Annotated in this window: 23 protein-coding genes and 1 tRNA gene; 19 read left to right on the plus strand and 5 right to left on the minus strand. The window is 64.4% G+C overall.

Annotation, left to right across the window (positions count from 1 at the left end):
* Positions 1-12 precede the first annotated feature (12 nt).
* From AC1Q5W_RS06955 to AC1Q5W_RS07025, 15 genes are all read left to right on the plus strand, one after another.
* Positions 13-1,089 carry an ABC transporter ATP-binding protein gene (locus AC1Q5W_RS06955; protein WP_492643406.1) on the plus strand — a complete coding sequence of 359 codons (1,077 nt, stop codon included), beginning with the start codon at positions 13-15 and terminating at the stop codon, positions 1,087-1,089.
* Between the two features lie 43 nt (positions 1,090-1,132).
* Positions 1,133-2,164 carry an ABC transporter substrate-binding protein gene (locus AC1Q5W_RS06960; protein ID WP_492643407.1) on the plus strand — a complete coding sequence of 344 codons (1,032 nt, stop codon included), beginning with the start codon at positions 1,133-1,135 and terminating at the stop codon, positions 2,162-2,164.
* A gap of 24 nt (positions 2,165-2,188) precedes the next feature.
* Complete coding sequence (locus AC1Q5W_RS06965; RefSeq protein ID WP_492643408.1) at positions 2,189-3,460, plus strand: ABC transporter permease; 1,272 nt, start codon at positions 2,189-2,191, stop codon at positions 3,458-3,460.
* A 6-nt stretch (positions 3,461-3,466) separates the two neighbouring features.
* Complete coding sequence (locus AC1Q5W_RS06970) at positions 3,467-4,294, plus strand: ABC transporter permease (protein ID WP_492643409.1); 828 nt, start codon at positions 3,467-3,469, stop codon at positions 4,292-4,294.
* Positions 4,295-4,304: 10 nt separating this feature from the next.
* The gene (gene speB, locus AC1Q5W_RS06975; RefSeq protein WP_492643410.1) at positions 4,305-5,255 is read left to right on the plus strand and encodes an agmatinase; all 951 of its coding nucleotides are present in this window, start codon (positions 4,305-4,307) and stop codon (positions 5,253-5,255) included.
* Positions 5,256-5,277: 22 nt separating this feature from the next.
* A complete protein-coding gene (locus tag AC1Q5W_RS06980; RefSeq protein WP_492643411.1) occupies positions 5,278-5,571 on the plus strand; it encodes a cupin domain-containing protein in 294 nt (97 codons plus the stop codon).
* 36 nt (positions 5,572-5,607) lie between these two features.
* On the plus strand, positions 5,608-7,086 hold the full coding sequence (locus tag AC1Q5W_RS06985) for an NAD-dependent succinate-semialdehyde dehydrogenase (protein ID WP_492646112.1): 1,479 nt from the start codon (positions 5,608-5,610) through the stop codon (positions 7,084-7,086).
* 18 nt (positions 7,087-7,104) lie between these two features.
* The gene (locus AC1Q5W_RS06990; protein WP_492643412.1) at positions 7,105-8,688 is read left to right on the plus strand and encodes a methyl-accepting chemotaxis protein; all 1,584 of its coding nucleotides are present in this window, start codon (positions 7,105-7,107) and stop codon (positions 8,686-8,688) included.
* A 158-nt stretch (positions 8,689-8,846) separates the two neighbouring features.
* On the plus strand, positions 8,847-9,308 hold the full coding sequence (locus AC1Q5W_RS06995) for a cache domain-containing protein (protein WP_492643413.1): 462 nt from the start codon (positions 8,847-8,849) through the stop codon (positions 9,306-9,308).
* A gap of 909 nt (positions 9,309-10,217) precedes the next feature.
* Positions 10,218-10,979 carry a methyl-accepting chemotaxis protein gene (locus tag AC1Q5W_RS07000; protein ID WP_492704119.1) on the plus strand — a complete coding sequence of 254 codons (762 nt, stop codon included), beginning with the start codon at positions 10,218-10,220 and terminating at the stop codon, positions 10,977-10,979.
* Between the two features lie 62 nt (positions 10,980-11,041).
* A tRNA-Gly gene (locus AC1Q5W_RS07005) sits at positions 11,042-11,115 on the plus strand.
* Positions 11,116-11,263: 148 nt separating this feature from the next.
* Entirely contained in the window at positions 11,264-11,797 is a 534-nt protein-coding gene (locus tag AC1Q5W_RS07010) for a MarR family winged helix-turn-helix transcriptional regulator (protein ID WP_492643415.1), read from the plus strand.
* Positions 11,787-13,277 carry an efflux transporter outer membrane subunit gene (locus tag AC1Q5W_RS07015; protein WP_492643416.1) on the plus strand — a complete coding sequence of 497 codons (1,491 nt, stop codon included), beginning with the start codon at positions 11,787-11,789 and terminating at the stop codon, positions 13,275-13,277. Before AC1Q5W_RS07010 ends, AC1Q5W_RS07015 begins: the two co-directional genes overlap by 11 nt.
* A 41-nt stretch (positions 13,278-13,318) precedes the next feature.
* Positions 13,319-14,560, plus strand: coding sequence for an HlyD family secretion protein (locus AC1Q5W_RS07020; protein ID WP_492643417.1), 1,242 nt, complete (start codon positions 13,319-13,321; stop codon positions 14,558-14,560).
* A 12-nt stretch (positions 14,561-14,572) separates the two neighbouring features.
* Positions 14,573-16,138, plus strand: coding sequence for a DHA2 family efflux MFS transporter permease subunit (locus AC1Q5W_RS07025; protein ID WP_492643418.1), 1,566 nt, complete (start codon positions 14,573-14,575; stop codon positions 16,136-16,138).
* A 75-nt stretch (positions 16,139-16,213) separates the two neighbouring features.
* Here the strand turns inward: AC1Q5W_RS07025 and AC1Q5W_RS07030 are convergent, their stop codons facing one another.
* From AC1Q5W_RS07030 to AC1Q5W_RS07040, 3 genes are read right to left on the minus strand one after another with little or no spacing between them, the layout of a single operon-like run.
* The gene (locus AC1Q5W_RS07030) at positions 16,214-16,708 is read right to left on the minus strand and encodes a hypothetical protein (protein ID WP_492643419.1); all 495 of its coding nucleotides are present in this window, start codon (positions 16,706-16,708) and stop codon (positions 16,214-16,216) included.
* 51 nt (positions 16,709-16,759) lie between these two features.
* Complete coding sequence (locus AC1Q5W_RS07035) at positions 16,760-17,398, minus strand: CoA transferase subunit B (protein ID WP_492643420.1); 639 nt, start codon at positions 17,396-17,398, stop codon at positions 16,760-16,762.
* 2 nt (positions 17,399-17,400) lie between these two features.
* The gene (locus tag AC1Q5W_RS07040) at positions 17,401-18,108 is read right to left on the minus strand and encodes a CoA transferase subunit A (protein WP_492643421.1); all 708 of its coding nucleotides are present in this window, start codon (positions 18,106-18,108) and stop codon (positions 17,401-17,403) included.
* 105 nt (positions 18,109-18,213) lie between these two features.
* On the opposite strand from AC1Q5W_RS07040, the gene AC1Q5W_RS07045 reads away from it, so the two are divergent.
* Positions 18,214-18,774: a helix-turn-helix transcriptional regulator gene (locus AC1Q5W_RS07045; protein WP_492643422.1), complete on the plus strand. Its 561-nt coding sequence runs from the start codon at positions 18,214-18,216 to the stop codon at positions 18,772-18,774.
* Between the two features lie 61 nt (positions 18,775-18,835).
* Here AC1Q5W_RS07045 and AC1Q5W_RS07050 read toward each other — a convergent pair whose 3' ends face one another.
* Positions 18,836-19,207: a carboxymuconolactone decarboxylase family protein gene (locus AC1Q5W_RS07050; protein WP_492643423.1), complete on the minus strand. Its 372-nt coding sequence runs from the start codon at positions 19,205-19,207 to the stop codon at positions 18,836-18,838.
* 72 nt (positions 19,208-19,279) lie between these two features.
* Here AC1Q5W_RS07050 and AC1Q5W_RS07055 point away from each other — a divergent pair, with 72 nt between their 5' ends.
* Both AC1Q5W_RS07055 and AC1Q5W_RS07060 read left to right on the plus strand, forming a co-directional pair.
* Entirely contained in the window at positions 19,280-19,852 is a 573-nt protein-coding gene (locus tag AC1Q5W_RS07055; RefSeq protein ID WP_492643424.1) for a peroxidase-related enzyme, read from the plus strand.
* Positions 19,853-19,919: 67 nt separating this feature from the next.
* Positions 19,920-21,290, plus strand: a complete 1,371-nt coding sequence (locus AC1Q5W_RS07060) for a TrpB-like pyridoxal phosphate-dependent enzyme (RefSeq protein ID WP_492643425.1) — start codon at positions 19,920-19,922, stop codon at positions 21,288-21,290.
* A gap of 34 nt (positions 21,291-21,324) precedes the next feature.
* Here AC1Q5W_RS07060 and AC1Q5W_RS07065 read toward each other — a convergent pair whose 3' ends face one another.
* Complete coding sequence (locus AC1Q5W_RS07065) at positions 21,325-22,200, minus strand: crotonase/enoyl-CoA hydratase family protein (protein ID WP_492643426.1); 876 nt, start codon at positions 22,198-22,200, stop codon at positions 21,325-21,327.
* 137 nt (positions 22,201-22,337) lie between these two features.
* Between AC1Q5W_RS07065 and dnaG the strand changes: the two genes are divergently transcribed.
* Positions 22,338-24,314 (plus strand): DNA primase, encoded by a 1,977-nt coding sequence (gene dnaG / locus AC1Q5W_RS07070; RefSeq protein ID WP_492643427.1) that lies wholly within the window; start codon positions 22,338-22,340, stop codon positions 24,312-24,314.
* Positions 24,315-24,523 lie beyond the last annotated feature (209 nt).

Genomic DNA, 24,523 nt, shown 5'->3' on the forward strand with positions numbered 1-24,523 from the left:
CAGGCTCCTACGATGACCCAACCCCAAGCCCTCGTCAGCTTCACGGGCGTGCAGAAAACCTATGACGGCACAAGCCTCGTGGTGCGCGACCTGAACCTGGATATCCAGCGTGGCGAATTCCTGTCGCTGCTGGGCCCCTCCGGTTCCGGCAAGACAACCACCCTGATGATGCTCGCCGGGTTCGAATCCCCCACTGCCGGTGAAATCAGCCTGGACGGCGTGCCCATTACCCGCACACCGCCCCACAAGCGCAACTTCGGCATGGTGTTCCAAAACTATGCGCTGTTCCCCCACATGACCGTGGCCGACAACATCGCCTACCCGCTGACCGTGCGCAAGGTGTCCGCCGCCGACCGCGAAGCCAAGGTGGCGCGGGCGCTGGACATGGTGCAGCTAGGCCGCATGGGTTCACGCTATCCGTCGCAGCTCTCGGGCGGCCAGCAGCAACGCGTGGCGCTGGCGCGGGCGCTGGTGTTCGACCCCCAGCTGGTACTGATGGACGAGCCGCTGGGCGCGCTGGACAAGCAGCTACGCGAGCACATGCAAATCGAGATCAAGGCCCTGCACCGCCGCCTGGGCGTGACCTTTGTGTACGTGACGCACGACCAGACGGAAGCCCTGACCATGTCGGACCGCGTGGCCGTCTTCAACGAAGGCATGATCCAGCAGATCGACGTGGTGGACCGCCTCTACGAGACACCAGTCAACCGCTTCGTGGCAGGGTTTGTGGGCGACCGCACCGTGCTGCAGGGCGAGGTCGCCAAGCTCGACGGCACCCAGTGCGAAGTGCGCCTGCCCAACGGGGGCGTGCTGCGCGGCTTCAACGTCAACGCCGCCCAGGTGGGCGATGCCGTGCAGTGCGGCATCCGTCCGGAACGGCTCCAGCTGGCGTCCCAGGCCGACGCCAACACCTTTGCGGCCCGCGTGGCCGACGTCATGTACTTTGGCGACCACCTACGGCTGCGCTGCGAGGTGCCCGGCCAGGCCGACGCCACCATCAAGATGCCTCTGGCGCACCACGAGCTGCCAGAACCCGGCCAGACCGTTCAGGTCCTGGCCCTAGAAAAACACCTGCGTGTGTACCGCTGATTGTCAGCACTTTCAACTTAACTTCTCCTGGAAGGAACCGTCGATGAAACTCAAACCCCTGATGATTGCCGTGGCTGCCATCGTCACCCTGCCGGTGCTCGCACAGAGCCAGCTGACCGTGGTGAATTTTGGTGGTGCCAACGGCGCCGCCCAGAAGAAGGCGTACTTCGAATCGTTTGAAAAGGCCGGCGCGGGCAAAGTGGTGCCCGTCGAATACAACGGCGAGCAGGCCAAGATCAAGGCCATGGTGGAAGCCAAGAACGTGACCTGGGACGTGGTGGAAGTGGAAAGCCCCGACGTGAACCGCGGCTGCGACGAAGGCCTGTTCGAGAAGATGGACTGGTCCAAGGTCGGCAACAAGGCCGACTTCCAGCCCGCCGCCGTGCATGAATGCGGCGTGGGTACCTTCGTGTGGTCCACCGTGATGGCCTACAACGGCGACAAGCTCAAGACCGCTCCCACCACTTGGGCTGATTTCTGGGATACCAAGAAATTCCCCGGCAAGCGCGGCATGCGCAAGGGTCCGCGTTACAACCTCGAATTCGCCCTGATGGCCGACGGCGTGAAGTCTGCCGACGTCTACAAGGTGCTGGCCACCAAGGAAGGCGCGGACCGTGCCTTCAAGAAGATGACCGAACTCAAGCCCAACATCCAGTTCTGGGAAGCCGGCGCGCAGCCGCCCCAGTTCCTGGTGGCCGGTGACGTGACCATGACCACCGCCTACAACGGCCGCATCGATGCTGCCCAGCGCGAAGGCAAAAACCTGAAGATCACCTGGACCGGCGGCATCTATGACCTGGACTACTGGGTCATGCCCAAGGGCACGCCCAACAAGGCCCTGGCTCAGAAGTTCATCACCCACGCCTCCAGCGCTGATGCCCAGGCCGAGTACGCACGCAACATCTCCTACGGCCCCACCAACAACAAGGCCCTGGCCAAGCTGGACGCCAAGGTGCTGAGCCTGCTGCCAACGTCCCCCGCCAACAGCAAGGACGCCCTGCAGTTCAACATCCACTTCTGGGCCGACCAGGGTGAAGCGCTGGAAAAGCGTTTCGCTGCCTGGGCTGCACAGTAAAGCGGACATAAAAAGGGTCAATGCATGAACGCAACGGCTTCCCTGCCCATGACGTCAATCGCCTCTGAGAGCATCGCTGGACCGGGCCTGGCCCGCCAGCTGGCCCGGGTGGAGCGCCGCAAACGTCTGCGCGCCATGGCATTGACCCTCCCGCTGCTGGTATTCCTGGCGGTCACCTTCCTGGTGCCGCTGGGTGCCTTGCTGGTTCGCGCTGTCGAGAACCCGGAGGTGGCCTCCACCCTGGGCCGCACCGGCGAAGCGCTTGCGCACTGGGACCGCAAGGCGGCCCCGCCTGATGCGGCCTATGCCGCGCTGCTGGCCGACCTGGCGGCCATTCCCGAAACCGCGCAGGCCGGCGTGCTGGCCCGCCGGCTCAATTCCGAGGTGAGCGGAGCCCGCTCCCTCATCATGGGCACCTACCGTGCGCTGCCCCTGGGCGAAGGGCTCAGCCCGGAGCAGGCCCGGGAGCACCTGCTGGCCCACGACCCGCGTTGGGGCGAACTGCCCTACTGGTGGGCCATTGCCAAGAACAGTTCCCGCTGGACGCCGGACTACCTGCTGACTTCGCTGGACCTCAAGCGCGATGCGCAGGGCCAGATCGTGCGGGTCGGCGCGGAAGAAGCTGCATTCAGCGACATCCTGCTGCGCACCTTCTCCATCAGCGCCGTGGTAACGCTGGTGTGCATCCTGATCGGTTATCCGCTGGCGTACTGGCTGTCCACCCTGAGCGAGCGCCGTGCCAACCTGATGATGATCCTGGTGCTGCTGCCCTTCTGGACCTCGGTGCTGGTGCGCATTGCCGCCTGGATCGTGCTGCTGCAATCGAACGGACTGGTGAACCGCTTCCTGATGTTCACCGGTCTGACGGACGGCCCCATCCCCCTGCTGTTCAACCGGCTGGGCGTGGTGATTGCCATGGTGCATATCCTGCTGCCGTTCATGATCCTGCCGCTGTACAGCGTGATGAAGTCGGTGCCACAGAACTACGTGCGCGCCGCCGTGTCGCTGGGCAGCGCGCCGCTGGCCGCCTTCTTCCGGGTCTACGTGCCCCAGACCTATCCCGGCGTGGCTGCAGGTGGCCTACTGGTGTTCATCACCTCCATCGGCTATTACGTCACCCCGGCCCTGCTGGGTGGCGCAGCCGACCAAATGCTGAGCTACTACGTGGCCCAGTACACCAACGTGGATGTCAACTGGGGCATGGCCTGCGCGCTGGGCTCGGTCCTGCTGACTGCCACACTGATTCTGTATTCCGTGTACCGCCGCTTTGCCAAAGCCGAGTTGAGCCTGGGTTGAACCACCATGAAACCGTCCTCCTTTCCCGCCTACTACACGCTGGCCGACAAACTCGGCTGGTACGGCTTGCGCACGCTGTGCGGCGCGGTGCTGGTGTTCCTGCTGCTGCCGATCCTGGTGATCATTCCGCTGTCGTTCAGCAACTCGTCCTTCCTGTCGTACCCCATTCCGGGCTGGTCCCTGCGCTGGTACCAGGAGATCTTTGCCTCGGAAGACTGGGCCCGCGCCACGCGCAACAGCTTCATCGTGGCCCCGCTGGCCACGCTGCTCGCCACTTCGCTGGGCACCCTGGCCGCCGTGGGGCTGGCTCGCGTGCAGTTCTTTGGCAAGGGCTTGATCACCAGCCTGCTGATCGCCCCCATGGTGGTGCCCATCGTGGTGGTCGGGGTCAGCACCTACCTGTTCTTTGCACGCATCGGGCTGTCAGACTCGTATACCGGCCTGGTGCTGGTCCATGCCGCCCTGGGAGCACCCTTTGTGGTGACCACGGTGCTGGCCACTCTGCAGAGCTTCAACCAAAACCTGGTCAAGGCCAGCCTGAGCCTTGGGGCCGGGCAGGTCCAGACTTTCTTTCGCATCACCCTGCCGGTCATTGCGCCGGGAGTGATCTCGGGTGCGCTGTTTGCGTTTGCCACCTCGTTTGACGAGGTGGTGGTGACCCTGTTCCTGGCGGGCCCCATGCAGGCCACGTTGCCGCGCCAGATGTTCACAGGCATCCGGGAGAACATTTCCCCCGCCATCGCCGCCGTGGCCACCCTGCTTATCCTCTTCACGGCCACCCTGATGATGGCGCTGGAGTGGCTGCGTGGGCGAGCCAAGTCCAACACCATCTGATGCCACACCTATGCCCATGACCTACAACCAACCCATGGGGGGCAACACCATGCCCCGATTCGGCGGCTGGGCCAGCATGATGCGCCTGCCCATGGTGGGCGAGGCCACGGGGCTGGACGCTGCCTTCATTGGCGTGCCGCTGGACATTGGCACCAGCAACCGCTCAGGCGCACGCTTTGGACCCCGGCAGATCCGCGCCGAATCCAGTCTGATCCGGCCCTACAACATGGCCACTGGCGCCGCCCCGTTCGATGCCCTGCAGGTGGCCGACCTGGGTGATGTGGCCATCAACACCTACAACCTGCAGAAATCGATCGAGATCATCGAGCGACATTACCAGCCCGTGGTGGATGCCGGGTGCAAGCCGCTGACGCTGGGCGGTGATCACACCATCGTGCTCCCCATCCTGCGGGCCATGGCTCGCCGGCACGGCCCGGTGGCGTTGATCCATGTGGATGCCCATGCCGATGTCAACGATGACATGTTTGGCGAGCGCATTGCGCACGGCACGCCATTTCGCCGTGCAGTGGAAGAAGGGCTGCTGCAGACCGACAAGGTCTGGCAGATTGGCCTGCGCGGCAGCGGTTACAGCGCGGAGGACTTCGATTGGCCACGCCAGCAAGGCTTCACCGTGGTGCAGGCCCACGAGGTCTGGTACCAGTCGCTCGCCCCTCTGATGGAGCAGGTGCGTGAATCCATTGGCCAGGCCCCCTGCTACCTGAGCTTTGACATCGACGGCATCGACCCGGCGTTTGCCGGCGGCACCGGAACCCCGGAAATTGGCGGGTTGACGGTGCCGCAGGCGCTGGAGATCATCCGCGGCTGCCATGGCCTGAACCTGGTGGGCGCCGACTTGGTGGAGGTTTCCCCCCCCTACGACACCACCGGCAACACCGCCTTGCTGGGTGCCAACCTGCTGTTTGAAATGCTGTGCGTGCTGCCCGGCGTGCGCTACCGCTGAACCCGACCTGCCCTTCATACCCATGACCCCGTCCACACGCCCCCCCGCCGTTCCCACCGTGCAAGTCAGCAATGAGCACGTCATCGTGACCGAATGGCGTTTTGCCCCCGGCGCGGAGACCGGCTGGCACACCCATGGCCACAACTATGTGGTGATACCCCAGACCAACGGAGCCCTGCAGCTGGAAACCCCGGAAGGCCCCAAGACGGTGCCGCTGGTTGCAGGCCAGTCGTACGCACGCAGCATTGGCGTGCAACACAATGTCATCAACCCGACGGACCACGAAGTGGTCTTCATCGAAGTCGAAGTTCGCTAAATACTGTTCTGCCCACTACACACCATGAGTTCATCCATGCAAAAACCCACTGGCCCCCTGGCCCTGCTCAAGGACCCTACCCTCCTCAAGACCGACGCCCTGATCAACGGCCAATGGATCGCCGGCCCCAGCCGCTTCGACGTGCTGGACCCCGCCACCGGCCAGAAGCTGGCCGATGTGGCCAACCTGGGACCGGCAGAGACCGAAGCCGCCATCGCAGCGGCCAACGCCGCCTGGCCGGCCTGGCGCACCAAGACGGCCAAGGAGCGCAGCATCATCCTGCGCAAGTGGTTCGATCTGCTGATGGCCAACCAGGAAGACCTGGGGCGCCTGATGACAGCCGAGCAGGGCAAGCCGTTTGCCGAAGCCAAGGGCGAAGTGGCCTATGGCGCCAGCTTTGTGGAGTGGTTTGCCGAAGAGGCCAAGCGCGTCAACGGCGAAACCCTGCCCCAGTTCGACAACAACCGCCGCCTGATGGTCCTGAAGCAGCCCATTGGCGTGTGCGCGGCCATCACGCCCTGGAACTTCCCCCTGGCCATGATCACCCGCAAGGTGGCACCGGCCCTGGCCGCTGGCTGCCCCGTCATCATCAAGCCGGCCGAGCTGACACCGTTGACGGCCCTGGCCGCCGCCGAGCTGGCCATCCGGGCCGGCATTCCTGCCGGTGTGCTCAACATGATCACCGCCGACAGCAGCAACTCCATTGCCGTGGGCAAGGTGATTTGCGCCAGCGACGTGGTGCGCCACCTGAGCTTTACCGGCTCCACCGAAGTGGGCCGCATTCTCATGGCCCAGTCGGCTCCCACCGTCAAGAAACTGGCACTGGAACTCGGTGGCAACGCGCCTTTCCTGGTGTTTGACGATGCCGACATCGACAGCGCCGTGGAGGGGGCCTTTGCCAGCAAGTACCGCAACGCCGGCCAGACCTGCGTCTGCTCCAACCGTTTCTACGTGCAGGAAGGCGTGTACGACCAGTTCGTCGAGAAGTTCGCCGCCAAGGTGCGCACCGCCAAGGTCGGCAACGGCTTCGACGACGGCGTGAACCAGGGCCCGCTGATCGAGGAAGCCGCGCTGGAGAAGGTGCAGCGCCACGTGGATGACGCCGTCGCCAAGGGCGGCAAGGTTCTGGTGGGTGGCAAGCGCCTGGCCGGCCAGTTCTTCGAGCCCACCGTGGTGGCCAACGCTACACCCGACATGCTGTGCGCCCGCGAGGAAACCTTTGGCCCCTTCGCCCCGGTGTTCAAGTTCAAGACCGAGCAGGAAGCCATTGATGCCGCCAACAACACCGAGTTCGGCCTGGCCAGCTACTTCTACAGCCGCGACATCGGGCGCATCTACCGCGTGGGCGAGGCGCTGGAGTACGGCATGGTGGGCATCAACGTCGGCATTTTGGCCACCGAGCACGTGCCCTTCGGCGGGGTCAAGCAGTCCGGCCTGGGCCGCGAAGGCAGCCACTTCGGCATGGACGACTACGTGGAGGTGAAATACCTCTGCATTGGCGACATCCTGAAGTAAAGCCGGAACGCAAGGCCCATGAATTACCTGGCGAAACTCAAACTCAGCACCCGGCTGGCATGGGCCTTTGGCCTGCTGCTGGTCCTGCTGATGGGCGTAGCCGGCATGGCGGCCAAGCAGATCAGCGTGATTCACGGCGCGCTGGACTATTACACCGCCAACACGACTCCCTCCTTGCAGGCCGTGCGCTCATGGGAGGAGCGGATGGCGGCCATTCGCATGCTGCAGGCGCAGCACCTGATGGCCAGTTCCGAAGCCGAGATGACGGAACTCGAAGCGGGCATTCAAACCGCCAGCAACGAACTCAAAGCCGCCCTGGCTGAGCACGAGAAGCTGCTGTCAGGCGATGAAGACCGGGAGCTGTGGCAGAACGTGATCGCCGCCACCGGACGGGCCATGGCCGACTGGGACAAGCTCAAGGCCGCTTCCCGCGAGGCACTCGCCAACCCGGAAAAGGTCGAGGAAGCCCGCCGGCTGTTCACCGGAAAGTCCGAGCGCCTGTCCAAGGCGGCCGCCATCGCCATCAACCAGAAGTGGGATTTCAAGTCCGGCGTTGCCAAGCAGCTCGCGCAGCAGGGCGCGGAAACCTACCGCCTTTCCCTGATGATGCTGGTGATTGCCTGCGCTGTCGCCCTGGTGGCGGGCATCGGCGCTGCCGCCATCGTCGTGCGCTCCATCGTGCGCCAGATGGGGGGTGAACCCGGTGAGGTGGCCCACATCGCGCTGGCCATTGCAGACGGCAACCTGGGCACGCAGGCATCCTCCACTTCGGTGCAGGCCGGCAGCGTCATGGCTGCCATGGAAACCATGCGCGAGCGCCTGGCCAAGATCGTGGGCGCGGTGCGCCACAGCAGCGAGAGCATTGCGACCGGCTCCGCAGAGATTGCGGGCGGGAACGCCGATCTGAGCCACCGCACCGAGGAACAAGCCACCCACCTGCAGCAGACCGTTGTGTCCATGGAGCAGCTGGCAGAAACGGTCCGACACAACGCCCACACCGCCGATGAAGCCAACCGCCTGGCCTCCAGCGCCTGCACCAGCGCCGTGGCGGGCGGCAACGCCGTGGCCCAGGTGGTGGCCACCATGCAGGGTATTGCCGCCTCGTCCCAGACCATCAGCGACATCACCGGCGTGATTGACGGCATTGCCTTCCAGACCAACATCCTGGCGCTCAACGCCGCCGTGGAAGCAGCCCGCGCGGGCGAGCAGGGTCGCGGCTTTGCCGTCGTGGCCAGCGAGGTTCGCCAGCTCGCCCACCGTTCAGCGGAAGCCGCCAAGGAAATCAAGAAGCTGATCGGCGACAACGTCGGCAAGGTAGAGGCCGGCGCCCGCCAGGTGAACGACGCTGGCGCGTCCATGCAGGAGATCGTCCTGCAGGTGCAAAAAGTCAGCGCGCTGATCGGAGAAATCCACAGTGCAACCACCGAGCAATACGGCGGCATCAGCCGGGTCAGCGAAGCGGTCGGGCGCATGGACCAGGTCACGCTGCAGAATGCCGCCCTGGTGGAGCAAAGCAGCGCCGCCGCAGACAGCCTGAAGGCGCAGGCCGCACGCTTGGCCGACGAGGTTCGCGTGTTTCAGCTCAACGGGCACCCCGCCTGAGTGCATCTAGGGGTTTTCCCTTAGATTGACGCGTTTTTAAATTGCGTGTCATCAAGTTCGGTTACGAAACTACCGATAAACTTACAAGCGGCAGTGCATGAACTGCTGCATGGATGTGCGTCGCACACCTGTTGTTTAACACCGTTGGAGACTCGACAATGAAATTACTGCGCGCCCTGCTCGCCTTCACCCTGGTTGGTTTTGTATCCGTCAATGCCATGGCCCAGGAACACGGCACCAAAGACGAAGCCAAGGCCATGGCCGAAAAGGCGGTCGCCTACATCAAGTCGGCCGGTACTGAAAAGGCGTTCAAGGACTTCACCAGCGACAAGGCCAACTGGACCAAGAAAGACATCTACGTCTACGTCGCGGACTTCCAGGGCAACGTCCTGGCACACGGCGCCAATGAGAAGCTGGTTGGCAAGAGCCTGCTGGAAATGAAAGACCAGAACGGCAAGCAGTTCGTGAAGGAAGCCATCGAGGTCGTCAAGACCAAGGGCTCCGGCTGGATCGATTACGACTGGGCACATCCCCAGACAAAAAAAGTGGAAGGCAAGACCACTTACGTGCTGAAGGCCGGCAATTTTGACGGCTTCGTGGCGGTCGGCATCTACCGTTAAGGGCTACACACCCGCCAATTGGATAAGGGCCAACATGGGTTGGCCCTTTTTTGTTCCGCTCCCCAAAACCGGGTTTCTACGCAACCCGACTCTTGCCCCGCACACCCCATGCATCAGCTCATTCGCCGCCTGCCAGTCTCCGTCAAGATCACCCTGGCACCGCTTCTTGTCATGATCTTTCTGCTGGCCCTGGCCCTACAAAGCTACATTGGCAACCGACAGGCCAGCGCCGCACTGGAAGAAATCAGCCAGACCAACCTGCCCAAGATGGCGGCCGCCGGTTCGCTCAAGGAACGGGCCGTGCAGCTCAATGGCATGGTGATGCAGAGCCTGGCCTACGAAGGCGCAGGCCTCAAGCCCGAAATCATCGCCGCACTGGACAAGCGGATTGGCGAAGAATTCAAGGCCTTGGGCGCTTCACTGCAGGAGCAAAAGAAAGCCGCTGGCGACCAGAACCCGCAAGCCGTGGCGCAGTTGCTGGCAACCGAAGAGGCATTCAAGAAGTTCGAGCGCAGCGCGCTGGATACCCTGGACATGAAGAGCGCCAGCCTGTCCACCGCAGCGACCATGATGACGGTGTCCGAAGCCGCCTACGCCGAGTTGCGCAAACAGATGACCACCGTGGTGGACTCTGAAATGGCGAGCGGCACCGCCGCCGCGGCGGAAGTTGGCAAGACCGTCGCGTTCATCAACACCGGCACCCTGGTGCTTGCAACCCTCGCCTTGGTGCTGTCCGCCGCGGTCACCTGGTACTGCAACCGCCTGATTGTCCAGCCGCTGGGCGAAGCCGTCTCCATTGCCCGGGAAGTTGCAGACGGCAACCTCAAGCACCACAACATTGCCGCCGGTGGCGACGCCACCGGTCAGGTCCTGCAGGCCCTGGATGACGTTGCCAAGCGCCTGAGCGGCATGATCGACAACATCCGTCGCAACGCCGACCAGATCGACACCGCTGCCAGCGAAATTTCCATCGGCAACAACGACCTGGCTGCGCGCACCGAGCAGACGGCTTCGGCGCTGCAGGCCACCTCGTCCTCAGTCAACGACCTGACTCACACCATCAAGCTCAACGCCGAAACCGCCGTGCAGGCCAATCGCCTGGCTGCCGACGCCTCCCGCGTGGCGCAGCAAGGCGGCGACGACGTGGCCGAAGTCGTCAAGACCATGGATGGCATCAGCGCGCAGGCCAAGCGCATTGGCGACATCATTGGCACCATTGACGGCATCGCCTTCCAGACCAACATCCTGGCACTCAACGCCGCCGTCGAAGCAGCCCGTGCCGGTGAGCAAGGGCGTGGTTTTGCAGTGGTGGCTGGCGAGGTGCGCAGCCTGGCCGGGCGCAGCGCCGAGGCCGCCAAGGAAATCCGGGGCCTGATCAGCACCTCGATCGAGCAGGTCGAGTCCGGCACCAGCAAGGTGCAAGCGGCGGGCGAAACCATGCGTCGCATCGTGGCGTCCATCGAGCAGGTCAACACCATGGTCGCCGAAATTTCCCGCGCCACAGCCGAGCAGGCCGATGGCATCCAGGGCGTCAATCAGGCGGTTTCCGACATGGACAAAAGCACCCAGCAAAACGCCGCCCTGGTGGAAGAAAGCGCTGCGGCGGCCGAATCCCTGCGGGTGCAGGCCGCCGGGCTGGTGCAGGCCATCTCGGTCTTTCGCATGTCCTGAACGCGCCCGGCGCAACAAAGCACGCGCAGGGCGATGTAAACTAGCGCCGTCTGCGCAGCACTGCGGGTGTAGTTCAATGGTAGAACGGCAGCTTCCCAAGCTTCATACGAGGGTTCGATTCCCTTCACCCGCTCCAGTCCCCCAGCTGCAACACGCCAGCCCCTCTCTTCCTCCCCCGTAAGTACAGCCCCCGCGCCAATTGCCGCGCAGCGGACACGCCCCAATAGCTGCCCAATCAATAACAGCCTTGACATTAATTGCCTAAGCAATTAATATTGACGCCCATGAAAACAGCACCACCCGCCCCCCAGCCGCCCGGCCCGGCATGCGACACGTTCTACCGTGCGCAGGGCTACAACCCGGACGAGAGCATGGGCTACCTCATGCGCCAGATCCTGACCATGGTGGCCCAGGAGGTGGAGCAGCAGCTGGCGCACACCGATCTCACCAATGCGCAGTGGCTGCCACTGTTCAAGCTCTACAACAAACAGGCCTCCACCGTGGCGGAGCTGGCACGCGAGTGCCGCCTGGACACCGGCGCCACCACCCGCCTGCTGGACCGCCTGGAAGCCAAGGGCCTGTGCCGGCGCGAGCGCTCCGAAGCCGACCGGCGTGTGGTGCACATCGCTCTGACGGAAGACGGCAAGAAGGCCGCCAGCGAAATTCCCCAGGTGCTGTGCGGTGTGCAGAACGCCCACCTCGCGGGGTTCAGCCCCGAAGAATTTGAAACCCTCAAAAGCTACCTGCGGCGCATCTTTGCCAATGCCCAGGCCATCAAGGCTGCCACCGATCACTCAAGAGATTCCCATGCCAACTGAAACTCACGCCCCCTCAACCCCACGCTGGGCGCGCCATGCCCTGGGCGCCGTGCTGCTGGCGTCCCTGGGCGCCTGCGCCAACTACTCGGGCATCCTGCCCCAGGCCCGTCCGCTGGACGCCAAGGCACTGGGCCTGCAGGACGGCCCCGCCGCGCCCGCTTCCGCAACCCCGGGACTGGATGCGCAGTGGTGGCGCATGTACAGCGACGCGCAGCTCGACCAGCTCATTACCCAGGCCTTGGACAAAAATCCGTCACTGCGCGTTGCGCAGGCGCGGCTGCAGCGCATGCAGGCCGGCAGCGATGCCATCCATGCGGCCGACATTCCCCAACTCGGCGCAGGCGCCGACCTGACGCGCCAGCGCTTCAGCGCCAACAGCATCTACCCGGCGCCGCTGGGCGGCTCCATCCAGGAGCTCGGCACCGTGCAGGCCAACGCCAGCTGGGAGCTGGATTTCTTTGGCAAAAACCGGGCCGCGCTGGAAGCGGCCCTGGGCCAGACACGGGCGGCACAGGCCGATGCCCAGGCAGCCCGCATGCTGCTGGCCAGCAACATCACCCGTGCCTACTTTCAGCTGGTGCGCCTGAACGCCCAGCTCGATGTCGCACAGCGCACACTGGCGCAACGGGAACAAACCCGGCAGCTGGTGCAGGACCGCGTGAACGCCGGCCTGGACACGCAACTGGAATTGCAGCAAAGCAACAGCGCACTGCCCGACGCCCGCCTGCAGATCGAACTGATCCAGGAACAGAAAGCCCTGGCCCTCAACGCCCTGGCAGCCCTGACTGCACAGCCAATTTCGGCCCTGAGCCTTGAAATACCTGCGCAGACAGCTATCAAAACAGTAGCAATTGCACAGACGATCCCCATGGACCTGCTGGGTCGCCGGGCCGACATTGCTGCCGCGCGCTGGCGCGTGGAGGCTGCTGCCCGCGACGTGGACAGCGCCAAGGCCCAGTTCTACCCCAACGTCAACCTGACCGCCTTTGCCGGCTACTCCAGCATCGGCTTTGACCGCCTGCAGAAGACCGGAAGCGACCAGTGGGGTGTGGGCCCCGCCATCCGTCTGCCGCTGTTTGATGCCGGACGCCTGCGCGCCAACCTGCGCGGCAAGACGGCCGACCTCGATGCTGCCGTGGAAAGCTACAACGCGCTGGTGCTCGACGCCGTGCGCGACGTGGCCGACCAGCTGACCTCGGCCCAGGCCATTGGCCGCCAGCAGGCGGAGCACGCCGCCGCGCAAACGTCCGCCGAAGCCGCCTACGCCATCGCCCTGCAGCGCTACGAGGCCGGCCTGGGCAACTACCTCCAGGTGCTGAGTGCCGAAACCGCCGTGCTGGCGCAACGCCGCCAGGGCGTTGACCTGGCAGCGCGCGCCATCGACACGCAGGTGCAGCTGATCCGCGCGCTGGGCGGCGGCTACTCCGAAGAACCCGCCACCGCGGCAGTGGCCGCGGCACCCGCCACGGCCCAGCGCTAACCCCGGCCCCCTTTTCGTCCCATTGCCCCAAGAGACACCCCATGAGCAACGCACACACATCCGCCGCCCCCGCCATTGCCGCCCCCAGCCGCAACCGCAAGAAGGTCCTGACAATCCTGTCCACCGTGGTCCTGATCGGGCTGGCCTGGGGCGGTTATGAATGGTTCCTGTCGCGCCACATCGAGACCACCGACAACGCCTACGTACAGGGCAACGTGATCCAGATCACTCCGCAGATTGGCGGCACCGTCACCGCCATCCTGGCCGACGACACCGACTTCGTGAAAACCGGCCAACCGCTGGTGCAACTGGACCCGGCCGACGCCAAGGTGGCGCTGGAGCAGGCCGAGGCCAATCTGGCCCAGGCCGTACGCCAGGTGCGCACCCTGTATGCCAACAACGGCACGCTGGCGGCACAGGTCACCCTGCGCGAGTCCGACATTATCAAAGCCCAGACCGAAATCGAGCGCGCCACCGACGACCTGGCCCGCCGCCAGTCGCTGGCCGGCAATGGCGCGGTTTCCAAGGAAGAACTCAACCACGCCAAGTCCCAGTTGACCGCCGCGCAGAACGCGCTGGCCGCAGCCCAGGCCGGAGTGAGCGCCGCGCGCGAGCAGCTTTCCAGCAACCAGAGCCTGACCGATGGCACCAACATCGAAGCCCACCCCAGTGTGCTGGCGGCCGCGGCCAAGGTGCGCGAGGCCTACCTGACCCTGCACCGCGCCGCCCTGCCCGCCCCTGTGGATGGCTACGTAGCCAAGCGCACGGTGCAGCTCGGCCAGCGCGTCGCCGCCGGCTCACCGCTGATGTCCATCATCCCGCTCAACCAGCTGTGGGTGGACGCCAACTTCAAGGAAGTGCAGCTGCGCAACATCCGCATCGGCCAGCCCGTGACACTCACGGCCGACCTGTACGGCAAGCGCATGGAATACAAAGGCACCGTTGCCGGCCTGGGCGCCGGCACCGGCGCGGCCTTTGCCCTGCTGCCGGCCCAAAACGCCACCGGCAACTGGATCAAGGTGGTGCAGCGCGTGCCGGTGCGCGTGGCACTGGATGCGGCGCAACTGGCGCAGAACCCCCTGCGCGTGGGCCTGTCCATGGAAGCCACCGTGGACGTGACCGACCAGAGCGGCAAGGCCCTGGCCGATGCGCCACGCGGCAACTCCAGTGTACAGACCGAGGTGTACGCCGCGCTGGACAAGGACGCCAGCACCGAAGTGCAGCGCGTGATCGCGGCCAACCTGGGGCGCGGCAGCAAGCCCGCCACCCCCAAGGCCCACTAAGCCGGATACTGCATGAGCACGTCTCCCGCCTACACCCCCCAGGCGCCCCTGCAAGGGTCGGCGCGGACGTGGGGCACGATTGCCCTGTCGGCCGCCACGTTCATGAACGTGCTGGACTCCTCCATTGCCAACGTCTCGCTCCCGGCCATCGCCGGGGACCTGGGCGTCAGCCCGAACCAGGGCACCTGGGTCATCACCAGCTTTGGTGTGGCCAACGCCATCGCCCTGCCACTGACGGGCTGGCTCTCGCAGCGCTTCGGCCAGGTGCGTCTGTTTGTCACCAGCGTGCTGCTGTTTGTCCTGACGTCCTGGATGTGCGGTCTGGCACCCAACATGAACACCCTGATCGCCGCGCGCACGCTGCAGGGCTTTGTGGCCGGCCCGATGATGCCGCTGGCCCAGTCCCTGCTGCTCTCCAGCTATCCGCCAGCCATGGCCGGGATGGCGATGGCGCTGTGGGCCATGACGACGCTGGTAGCGCCCGTGATGGGGCCGCTGCTGGGGGGCTGGATCACCGACAACGCCCACTGGGGCTGGATCTTCTACATCAATATCCCGGTGGGTCTGCTGGCCGGGTTCATCACCTGGACTATCTTCCACAAGCGCGAAACCGCGACCCACAAGCTGCCCATCGATACCGTCGGCCTGGCCCTGCTGGTAGTGGCCGTGGGTTGCCTGCAGATCATGCTGGACCGCGGCAAGGAACTCGACTGGTTTCATTCCAGCGAAATCATGACCCTGACTATCGTCTCGGCCATTGCGTTTGCCTTCTTCATCGCCTGGGAACTGACCGACGCGCACCCGGTGGTGGACCTCAAGCTGCTCAAGGTGCGCAATTTCTGGACCGGCACGGTGGCCATGTCGGTGGCCTACAGCCTGTTCATGGGCAACATCGTGCTGCTGCCGTTGTGGCTGCAGCAATACATGGGCTACACCTCTACCCTGGCGGGCATGATGATGGCGCCGGTGGGGCTGTTTGCCATCATTCTCTCGCCCATCGTGGGCAAGAACGTGGCCCGTTTTGACCCGCGCCTGCTGACCTCGTTTGCGTTCGTGGTGTTCTCCCTCGTGCTGTTCATGCGCTCGCACTTCAACACGGGGGCCGACTTCGACACCATCATGGTACCCACCATCGTGCAGGGCGTGGCGGTAGCGTTCTTCTTCATTCCGCTGACGACCATCACCCTGGGCGGCCTGCCGCCCGAGAAGATCCCGTCGGCCTCGGGCCTGTCGAGTTTTGCGCGCATGGTGGGCGGCTCGTTTGGCACCTCGATTGCCATTACCGTGTGGCAGGACCGCACCGCAATGCACCACGCGCAGCTGGCCGAACTGGTCAACCGCGGCAGCAGCGCCTCCAACAGCGCACTGGCCGGCTTCAACGCCTCGGGCATGTCAGCGGAGCAGGCTCTCAGCCAGATCAACCGCATGGTGGACCAGCAGGCCGCCATGCTGGCGGTAAACGACGTGTTCTACGCCTCCGCGCTGATCTTTCTCACACTCATTCCCCTGGTGTGGCTGGCGCGCCCCAAGCGCATGGGAGCGGCGGCCGCTGCCGACGCTGCGGCCGGCGCACACTGACACAGGCACCAGCACGGCCTGCCAGCAAAAAAAACGGGGCAGTACGCCCCGTTTTTTTTGTCCCTGCCGTGCCCGTCACAGACCGGGATCATTTCCCAGCGAAGCCCCTACGGCGCGACCACTGCGAGCCCCGCCGTTGTTGACCGACCACGGAATGACCGGCGTCTGCTCGATCGGCTTGGCCTTGGTGAACAGCGCCTGCCAGAAGAAACCGCTCTGGAAGGCAATCACTTCAAACAGGATGTAACTCTGCGAGCTGCTGGAGAGCCACAGGTTGTAGGTGGGGTAGAAAACAATGGGCGAAACCAGCAGCGGCAGCATGATGCGCCCGACCTGCACCGAATCGAGCCCCTTGCCCATGTTGAACAGGTCCCAGTAGTAGTTCGCAAACATGCCCATGGTCATCCAGCAGGCCAGGTGCCACACGAACACGATGCCGTGGTTGCGCGCCAGCAGCGCCACCCACTGGGGCGAACTCTCGTCGGCGTTGACGATCAGCACCATGAACACCCCCGTGGTGAGGAACACCACGAAATAGATGAACATGAGAAGTTTGAGTGCTCTGGACATGGTTCCCCCGGGTAAGTCTGACTGCGATCTTACCCGGTGTAGGGGGCACATTTACAGAAGTGGGACGCCCGTTTTTTCCTGTAGCTCCTCGCGGCTGACGCCCGGCGCCAGTTCCACCACTTTCAGGCCCTGGGGCGTGACATCCATCACGCCCAGGTCGGTGATGATGCGGTCCACCACGCCCACGCCGGTGAGCGGCAGCGTGCACTGGGGCAGGATTTTCAGGTCGATGCTGCCGTCCTTCTTCTTGGCCACGTGCTCCATCAGCACGATCACGCGCTTCACGCCGGCCACCAGGTCCATGGCGCCGCCCATGCCCTTGACCATCTTGCCGGGGATCATCCAGTTGGCCAGGTCGCCCTTCTCGCTGACCTGCATGGCGCCCAGGATGGACAGGTTGATCTTGCCGCCGCGGATCATGGCAAAGCTCTCGTGGCTGCCAAAGATGGACGAACCCTTGAGCGTGGTCACGGTCTGCTTGCCGGCGTTGATGAGGTCGGCATCGACCTCGTCTTCGGTCGGGAACGGGCCAATGCCCAGCATGCCGTTCTCGGATTGCAGCCACACTTCCTTGTCAGCCGGCACATGGTTGGCCACCAGGGTGGGAATGCCAATGCCCAGGTTCACGTAGAAACCGTCTTCCAGTTCACGGGCGGCACGCGCGGCCATCTGGTCTTGATTCCAGCTCATGTTCAGACTCCTTCTTTCGAGGTAATGGTGCGCTTCTCGATGCGCTTCTCGGGCGTGGCGTTGAGCACGATGCGGTGCACATAGATGCCCGGCAGGTGCACCTGGTCGGGCACCATGTCGCCGGTCTCCACGATCTCTTCCACTTCCACCACGCAGATCTTGCCGGCCATGGCAGCGGCCGGGTTGAAGTTGCGCGCAGTCAGGCGAAACTGCAGGTTGCCCGACTTGTCGGCACGGTGCGCCTTGACCAGTGCCACTTCGGGCACCAGGGCGCGTTCCATCACGTAGGTCTCGCCGTCAAACTCGCGCAGCTCCTTGCCTTCGGCCACGATGGTGCCCACGCCGGTCTTGGTGAAGAAGGCGGGAATGCCGGCACCGCCAGCGCGCAGCTTCTCGGCCAGGGTGCCCTGGGGCGTGAACTCCAGCTGCAGCTCGCCGGCCAGGTACTGGCGCTCGAACTCCTTGTTCTCGCCCACATAGCTGGAAATCATCTTCTTGATCTGGCGCGTTTCCAGCAGCTTGCCCAGGCCAAAGCCGTCCACGCCGGCGTTGTTGGAAATAACGGTCAGGTCTTTCACGCCGGTGTCCTTGAGTGCGTCGATGAGCGCCTCGGGAATGCCGCACAGGCCAAAACCGCCAACCGCCAGCAACTGGCCGTCCTTGACGATGCCTTGAAGCGCCGCAGCGGCGCTGGGATAGATCTTGTTCACTGCGCTGGTCTCCTGTAATGAATCAACAGGCGTACGATACTACCTATTGCACTACGTAGTTTCCCGTAAAGTCCAACCCTAGCCCGCCTTGCGACCCCTGCTCCCATGGACATTGATTATCGTCTCGCCTTTGACATGGCCCCTGTGGGCCTGGTGCTCTCGCGCAACCGCACCATCATGGACTGCAACCAGCACGTGTGCGACATGTTTGGCACCACGCGCGAGCAGCTCGTGGGCCAGTCTTTCCAGGTGCTGTACCCCAGCGCCGACGAGTTCGAGCGCACCGGCGCGCGCATCGCCCCCATCCTCAACCGCAACGGCACCTACTCCGACGACCGCATCATGAAACGGGTGGACGGCCGCCACCGGGGCGAACCCTTCTGGTGCCACGTGACCGGACGCGCCCTCAACCAGAACGCCCCGCACGAAGCCGGTATCTGGAGCTTTGAAGACCTGAGCGAGCGCCGCCCGGTCAAGGCCGAGCTGACCGCCCGCGAACGCGAAGTGGCCGCGCACCTGATGCAGGGCCTCACCTCCAAGCAAATCGGCAAGACCCTGGCCATCAGCCACCGCACGGTGGAAATCTACCGCGCCCGGCTGATGCGCAAGTACAAGTCCTCCACCACCGTGGACCTGGTGCACAAGCTGATGGCCGGCCAGGCTTGAGTGCTACTGTATTAATAGCTATCCACGCAGTATGCGCGCGGCCAAAAGGCCGAATAACCATTTAAATCTGGCCGCCCACCACGTCGTTGGCCGTGCGAAACGCCTCCACGGCCGCCGGCACGCCGCAGTAGACGGTGGCGTGCAGCAGCACCTCCTGGATTTCGGCGGCCGTAGCGCCGTTGTTCAGCGCGCCACGCACATGGCCCTTCAGTTCGTTCTGCTTGCCCAGCGCGATGAGCATGGCCACGGTGATGAGGCTGCGGGTCTTCAGGTCCAGCCCCGGGCGCTGCCACACGTCGCCCCAGGCGGCGCGGGTGATGTGCTCCTGAATGGGCTGGGTAAACGGCGTGGCATTGGCCAGCGCGGTGGCTACAAAGTCCTCGCCCATCACAGCCTTGCGGGTGGCCAGGCCCTGTTCGTACGGTGTCGTCATGTCGTTTCCGGTTGGATTGCTGAAAGACCCGAAGGATAATGGTTTGCAAGAACATAAAAGGAGACACCCCCCATGACGCGCTACCCCCTGCCGGAGCTTGCCGGCCTGCCCGAAGACATCCGCACCAAGATTCTGGAGGTGCAGGAAAAGTCCGGCTTCGTGCCCAACGTCTTTCTGGCCTTCGCCCGCCGGCCGGCCGAATGGCGGGCCTTCTTCGCCTACCACGACGCCCTGATGCTGCGGGAGGAATCGGGCCTGAGCAAGGGCGAGCGCGAGATGATCGTCACCACCACCAGCGCCGCCAACCACTGCCTCTACTGCGTGGTGGCCCACGGTGCCATCCTGCGCATCTACGAGAAGAAGCCGCTGGTGGCCGACCAGGTGGCCACCAACTACCGCAAGGCCGACATCACGCCGCGCCAGCGCGCCATGCTGGACTTCGCCATGAAGGTCTGCCTGCACTCCGACACCATCGAAGACGCCGACTTCGCCGCCTTGCACGTCCATGGCTTCAGCGACGAGGACATCTGGGACATCGGCGCCATCACCGCCTTCTTCGGCCTGTCCAACCGCATGGCCAATCTGTCGGGCATGCTGCCCAATCCCGAGTTCTATCTGCTGGGCCGGCTGCCCAAACAGAAATGACCCACCAGTCCGGCCCAGCGCCGGACCGCCCCTGCTGTACCGATTCACACAACAAGGAGATCTCTTCATGAGCGCGCAAACCAAATTCCTGCTGGACGAAAGCCAGATGCCCAAGTTCTGGTACAACATCCAGGCCGACCTGCCCAAGCCGATGCCCGCCGTGCTGCACCCCGGAACCCTGCAGCCAGTTGGCCCCGACGACCTGGCGCCGCTGTTTCCCATGGCGCTGATCCAGCAGGAGGTGAGCCAGGAACGCGAAATTGAAATTCCCGAGCCGGTGCGCGACGTCTTTCGCCTGTGGCGCCCGGCGCCGCTGTACCGCGCCCACCGGCTGGAAAAAGCCCTCGGCACGCCGGCCCACATCTACTACAAGTACGAGGGCGTCAGCCCCGCCGGCAGCCACAAGCCCAACACGGCCGTTCCGCAGGCTTTCTACAACAAGGAAGCCGGAGTCAAGCGCCTGGTGACCGAAACCGGGGCCGGACAATGGGGAACCTCCCTGTCGTTTGCCGGCTCGCTGTACGGCCTGGACGTCGAAGTCTTCCAGGTCCGCATCTCCTACGACCAGAAACCCTACCGCCGGGCCGTGATGGAAACCTACGGCGCACGCTGCGTGGCGTCGCCCTCCAATGAAACGGCGTATGGCCGCTCCGTGCTGGCCAAGACCCCCAACCACCCCGGCAGCCTGGGCATTGCCATTTCCGAAGCGGTGGAGCTGGCCGTGCAGCGCGAAGACACCAAGTACGCGCTGGGCTCGGTGCTCAACCACGTGCTCCTGCACCAGACCATCATCGGCCAGGAAGCCATGGAACAGATGAAGATGGCCGATGCCTGGCCCGACGTGGTGATCGGTTGCGCCGGCGGCGGCTCCAACTTTGCCGGCATTGCCTTCCCCTTCATGGGACACGCCTTGCGCGGCGGCGAGAAGTCGCGCATTGTGGCGGTGGAACCTGCCGCCTGCCCCTCGCTGACCCGCGGCATCTATGCTTACGACTTTGGTGACACCGCCGGCATGACGCCGCTGACCAAGATGCACACCCTGGGCAGCCAGTTCACGCCGCCAGGCTTCCACGCCGGCGGCTTGCGCTACCACGGCATGGCGGCGCTCGTGTCGCACTGCAAGGAACTGGGCTTGCTGGAGGCCGTGGCCTACAACCAGGTCGAGTGCTTTGAAGCCGGCGTTCTGTTTGCCCGCAACGAAGGCATCGTGCCCGCCCCCGAATCCAACCACGCGGTCAAAGGCGCCATTGCTGAAGCCCTGCGTTGCAAGCGCGAAGGCAAGACCGAGAACATCCTGTTCTGCCTGTCAGGCCACGGCCACTTCGACATGGCGTCGTACCAGAAATACTTCGCCGGAGAACTCTCCGACGAAAGCTACGACGAGCGCGATCTGACCGCCTCGCTGGAGGGCTTGCCTAAAGTACCCAAACTGGCCTGACGCAACGCCGGCCAGAACCGGCGTGCGCCACCGCTTACCACCACGGGTAAAAGGGCGGCATGCCGGTCGAAGCCTTGCTCTGGAAGTCCGCCGGGCGTTTTTCCAGAAACGCACGCACGCCCTCCTTGCCGTCCTGGACGCTGGTGTAGAACATGGCCAGCGAATCCACCTGGTGCGCGGCCAGCGGGTGCGGCTGGGCCGAATTGCGGTACAGCATCTGGCGCGCCAGGGCGGTGGCCACGGGCGAGCGCCGGTCGGTCATGCGGTGGGCCAGTTTGTGGGCCTCGGCCAGCAGCTGGTCGTGGGGCACGATGGCCTTGATCAGCCCGCCGCGCAAAGCCTCTTGCGGCTCCAGGATGTCGGCGCAGTACACCCACTCCAGCGCCTGGGAAATGCCCACAATGCGCGGCAGAAACCAGCTGGAGCAGGCCTCGGGCACGATGCCGATGCGACCAAACACGAAGCCGATGCGGGCCCTGTCCGACGCCAGACGCACGTCCATGGGCAGGGTCATGGTGGCGCCAATGCCCACCGCCGCGCCGTTGATGGCGCCAATGACCGGCTTGGTGCACTCGTACACCGCCAGTGAAATCATGCCGCCCGTGTCGCGCACGCCCTGCACGATCTCGGGGTCGTCCAGCCGCTCCTGCAGGTCCTGCAAGGTGGGCTGCAGGTCTTCGTTCAGGCCAAATACATTGCCCTCGCGGCTCAGGTCCATGCCGGCGCAAAAGGCCTTGCCCGCACCGGTGACCACGATGGCGCGCACCGCATCGTCGGCACTGGCCGAGCGGTAGAAGTCGACCAGTTCGTGGGCCATGTCCACGGTAAAGGCGTTCATCTGCTGCGGGCGGTTGAGCGTGAGGGTGAGGATGCCGTCGTCGAGCTGGGTGGCCAGGGTGCTGTAGTTCATGGTGCTGGGGCAGAAAAAGTGAAGTAAGGCGCAATCGGTTGCGGGAAAAAACCAGTTTAAGCCGCCACACGCCCGGCGCTTGCACCGCAGGCGACAGGTCCGGACAGGCCACGGGTCCATGTTCCTACAATCACCCCATGGCCATTCCCCAAACGTTCATCCAGGAGCTGCTCTCGCGCGTCGACGTGGTGGAGATCGTCGGGCGCTATGTGCCGCTCAAGAAAGGGGGCGCCAATTTCATGGGGCTGTGCCCTTTCCATGGGGAAAAATCGCCCTCGTTCTCGGTCAGTCCCACCAAGCAGTTCTACCACTGCTTTGGCTGCGGCAAGAGCGGCGACGCCATCCGTTTCCTAATGGACCACGCCGGCATGACCTTCATCGAGGCCGTGACGGACCTGGCCCAGCAATACGGCATGCAGATTCCCGAGGACGATGCCTCGCCCGAAGACCGCGCCCGTGCCCAGGAACAGCGGCAGAAACAGAACACCCTGACCGATGTGCTGGAGAAGGCGGGTGAGGCCTACCGCCGCCATCTCAAGGACTCCCCCAAGGCAGTGCAGTACCTCAAGGGCCGCGGCCTGTCGGGCCGGGTAGCCAAGCAGTTTGGCCTGGGCTACGCGCCCGAGGGCTGGCGTAGCCTGGCCAGCGTGTTCCCGCACTACGACGACCCGCTGCTGGTGGAGAGCGGCCTGGTGATTTCCAGCCAGGAAGAAGGCAGTACCGAGGAAAAACGCTACGACCGCTTTCGCGACCGGATCATGTTCCCCATTCGCAACATCAAGGGCGAATGCATCGGCTTTGGCGGACGGGTGCTGGGCGACGAAAAGCCCAAGTACCTCAACTCGCCCGAAACCCCGGTCTTCAGCAAGGGCCGCGAGCTCTACGGCCTGTTCGAGGCCCGCAACGCCCTGCGTGATCAGGGCTATGTGCTGGTCACCGAAGGCTATATGGACGTGGTGGCGCTGGCCCAGCTGGGGTTTCCCAATGCCGTGGCCACGCTGGGAACGGCCTGCACTGCCGAGCACGTGCACAAGCTCTTTCGCTTCACCGATGCCGTGGTATTCAGCTTTGACGGTGATGCCGCTGGCCGGCGCGCCGCGCGCAAGGCGCTGGACGCCGCGCTGCCCTATGCCACCGATGTGCGCAGCATCAAGTTCCTGTTCCTGCCCGCCGAGCACGACCCCGACAGCTTCATCCGCGCACACGGCAAGGACGCCTTTGCCCAGTATGTGGGCGAAGCCACGCCGCTCTCCCGCTTCCTGCTGGAAGCCGCGCGCGAGGGCTGCGACCTGAATACGGCCGAAGGCCGTGCCCACCTGGCCAGCAACGCCAAGCCGCTCTGGGCGCTGCTGCCCGACGGAGCCCTCAAACTGCAGTTGCTCGGAGAGCTGGCCACGCAGGTGCAACTGCCAAGCCAGGAACTGGGCGCATTGTGGGCAGCCGGCAGCGGGAACAAGACCCCGCCTGCGGCACGGCACGGCAGCGAACCCGATGACTACGCCGATCACGCCACCGCAACCACATGGAGCCACCCGGGTGACGGCGAGACCGCCGACAGCTGGAAAGGCAAGCGCAAATGGGACGGGAAGTGGGAGGGAAAGGGAAAATGGGACGGCAAAAGCAAGTGGGAAGCCAAGCGCCCCAGCCGCCCGCCCCTGCGCGGCCCGCTGGCCACGCGTGCCGACCACGCCACCCGCATCTTGTTCAGCCACAGCGCCCTGTGGGAAACCCTGACGCAGGAAGACCACCATTTGCTGTGTGAATTGCCCGCGCCGCATGGTCCGCTGCTGGCCTGGCTGGAAGCCCAGCTGCACGAGCACGGTCCCCTGCCCTGGGGCGCCCTGAAGGAAGCGTTGCCGGGCCATGCAGAGGAGGCTCATGTCCTGCGCCTGATGGTGCACGCGCCGGTGCCCCTCGAACCCGCCAGTGAATCCGCGCCCGAACTGCGCGATCTGCTCAACCGCATGCTGCTGGTTCAGATCGAAAAACAGAAAGACGAAGCCAGTGCCGCGGCCGCCAGCGATCCCTCGGCCTTTGCCCGTTACCGCGAACTCGATGAACGCTGGCGCCAGCTCAAGCAGCTCATTTCGTTTGCCCCGCCCGAGAAACAGTGACCCGTCCCGCGGCGTGACGCGCCGGCCGTGCTCCGCTCCCGAATTTCTGCAAAACACCCATTTCAACTGGAAATGGTGCATTTTCGCGCTATACTAACCGGTTGTTTCGGCAAGAGCGACAGCAGCACCTCCGGGCCAGGCCAAGCGTTGACAAGATCACAACCGGCCACCTTACCGCAAGGACTGCACTCCAAATGTTCGCCCTCCCA

It is taken from the genome of Rhodoferax sp. MLSD5-FHT05B10 (assembly GCF_058793415.1).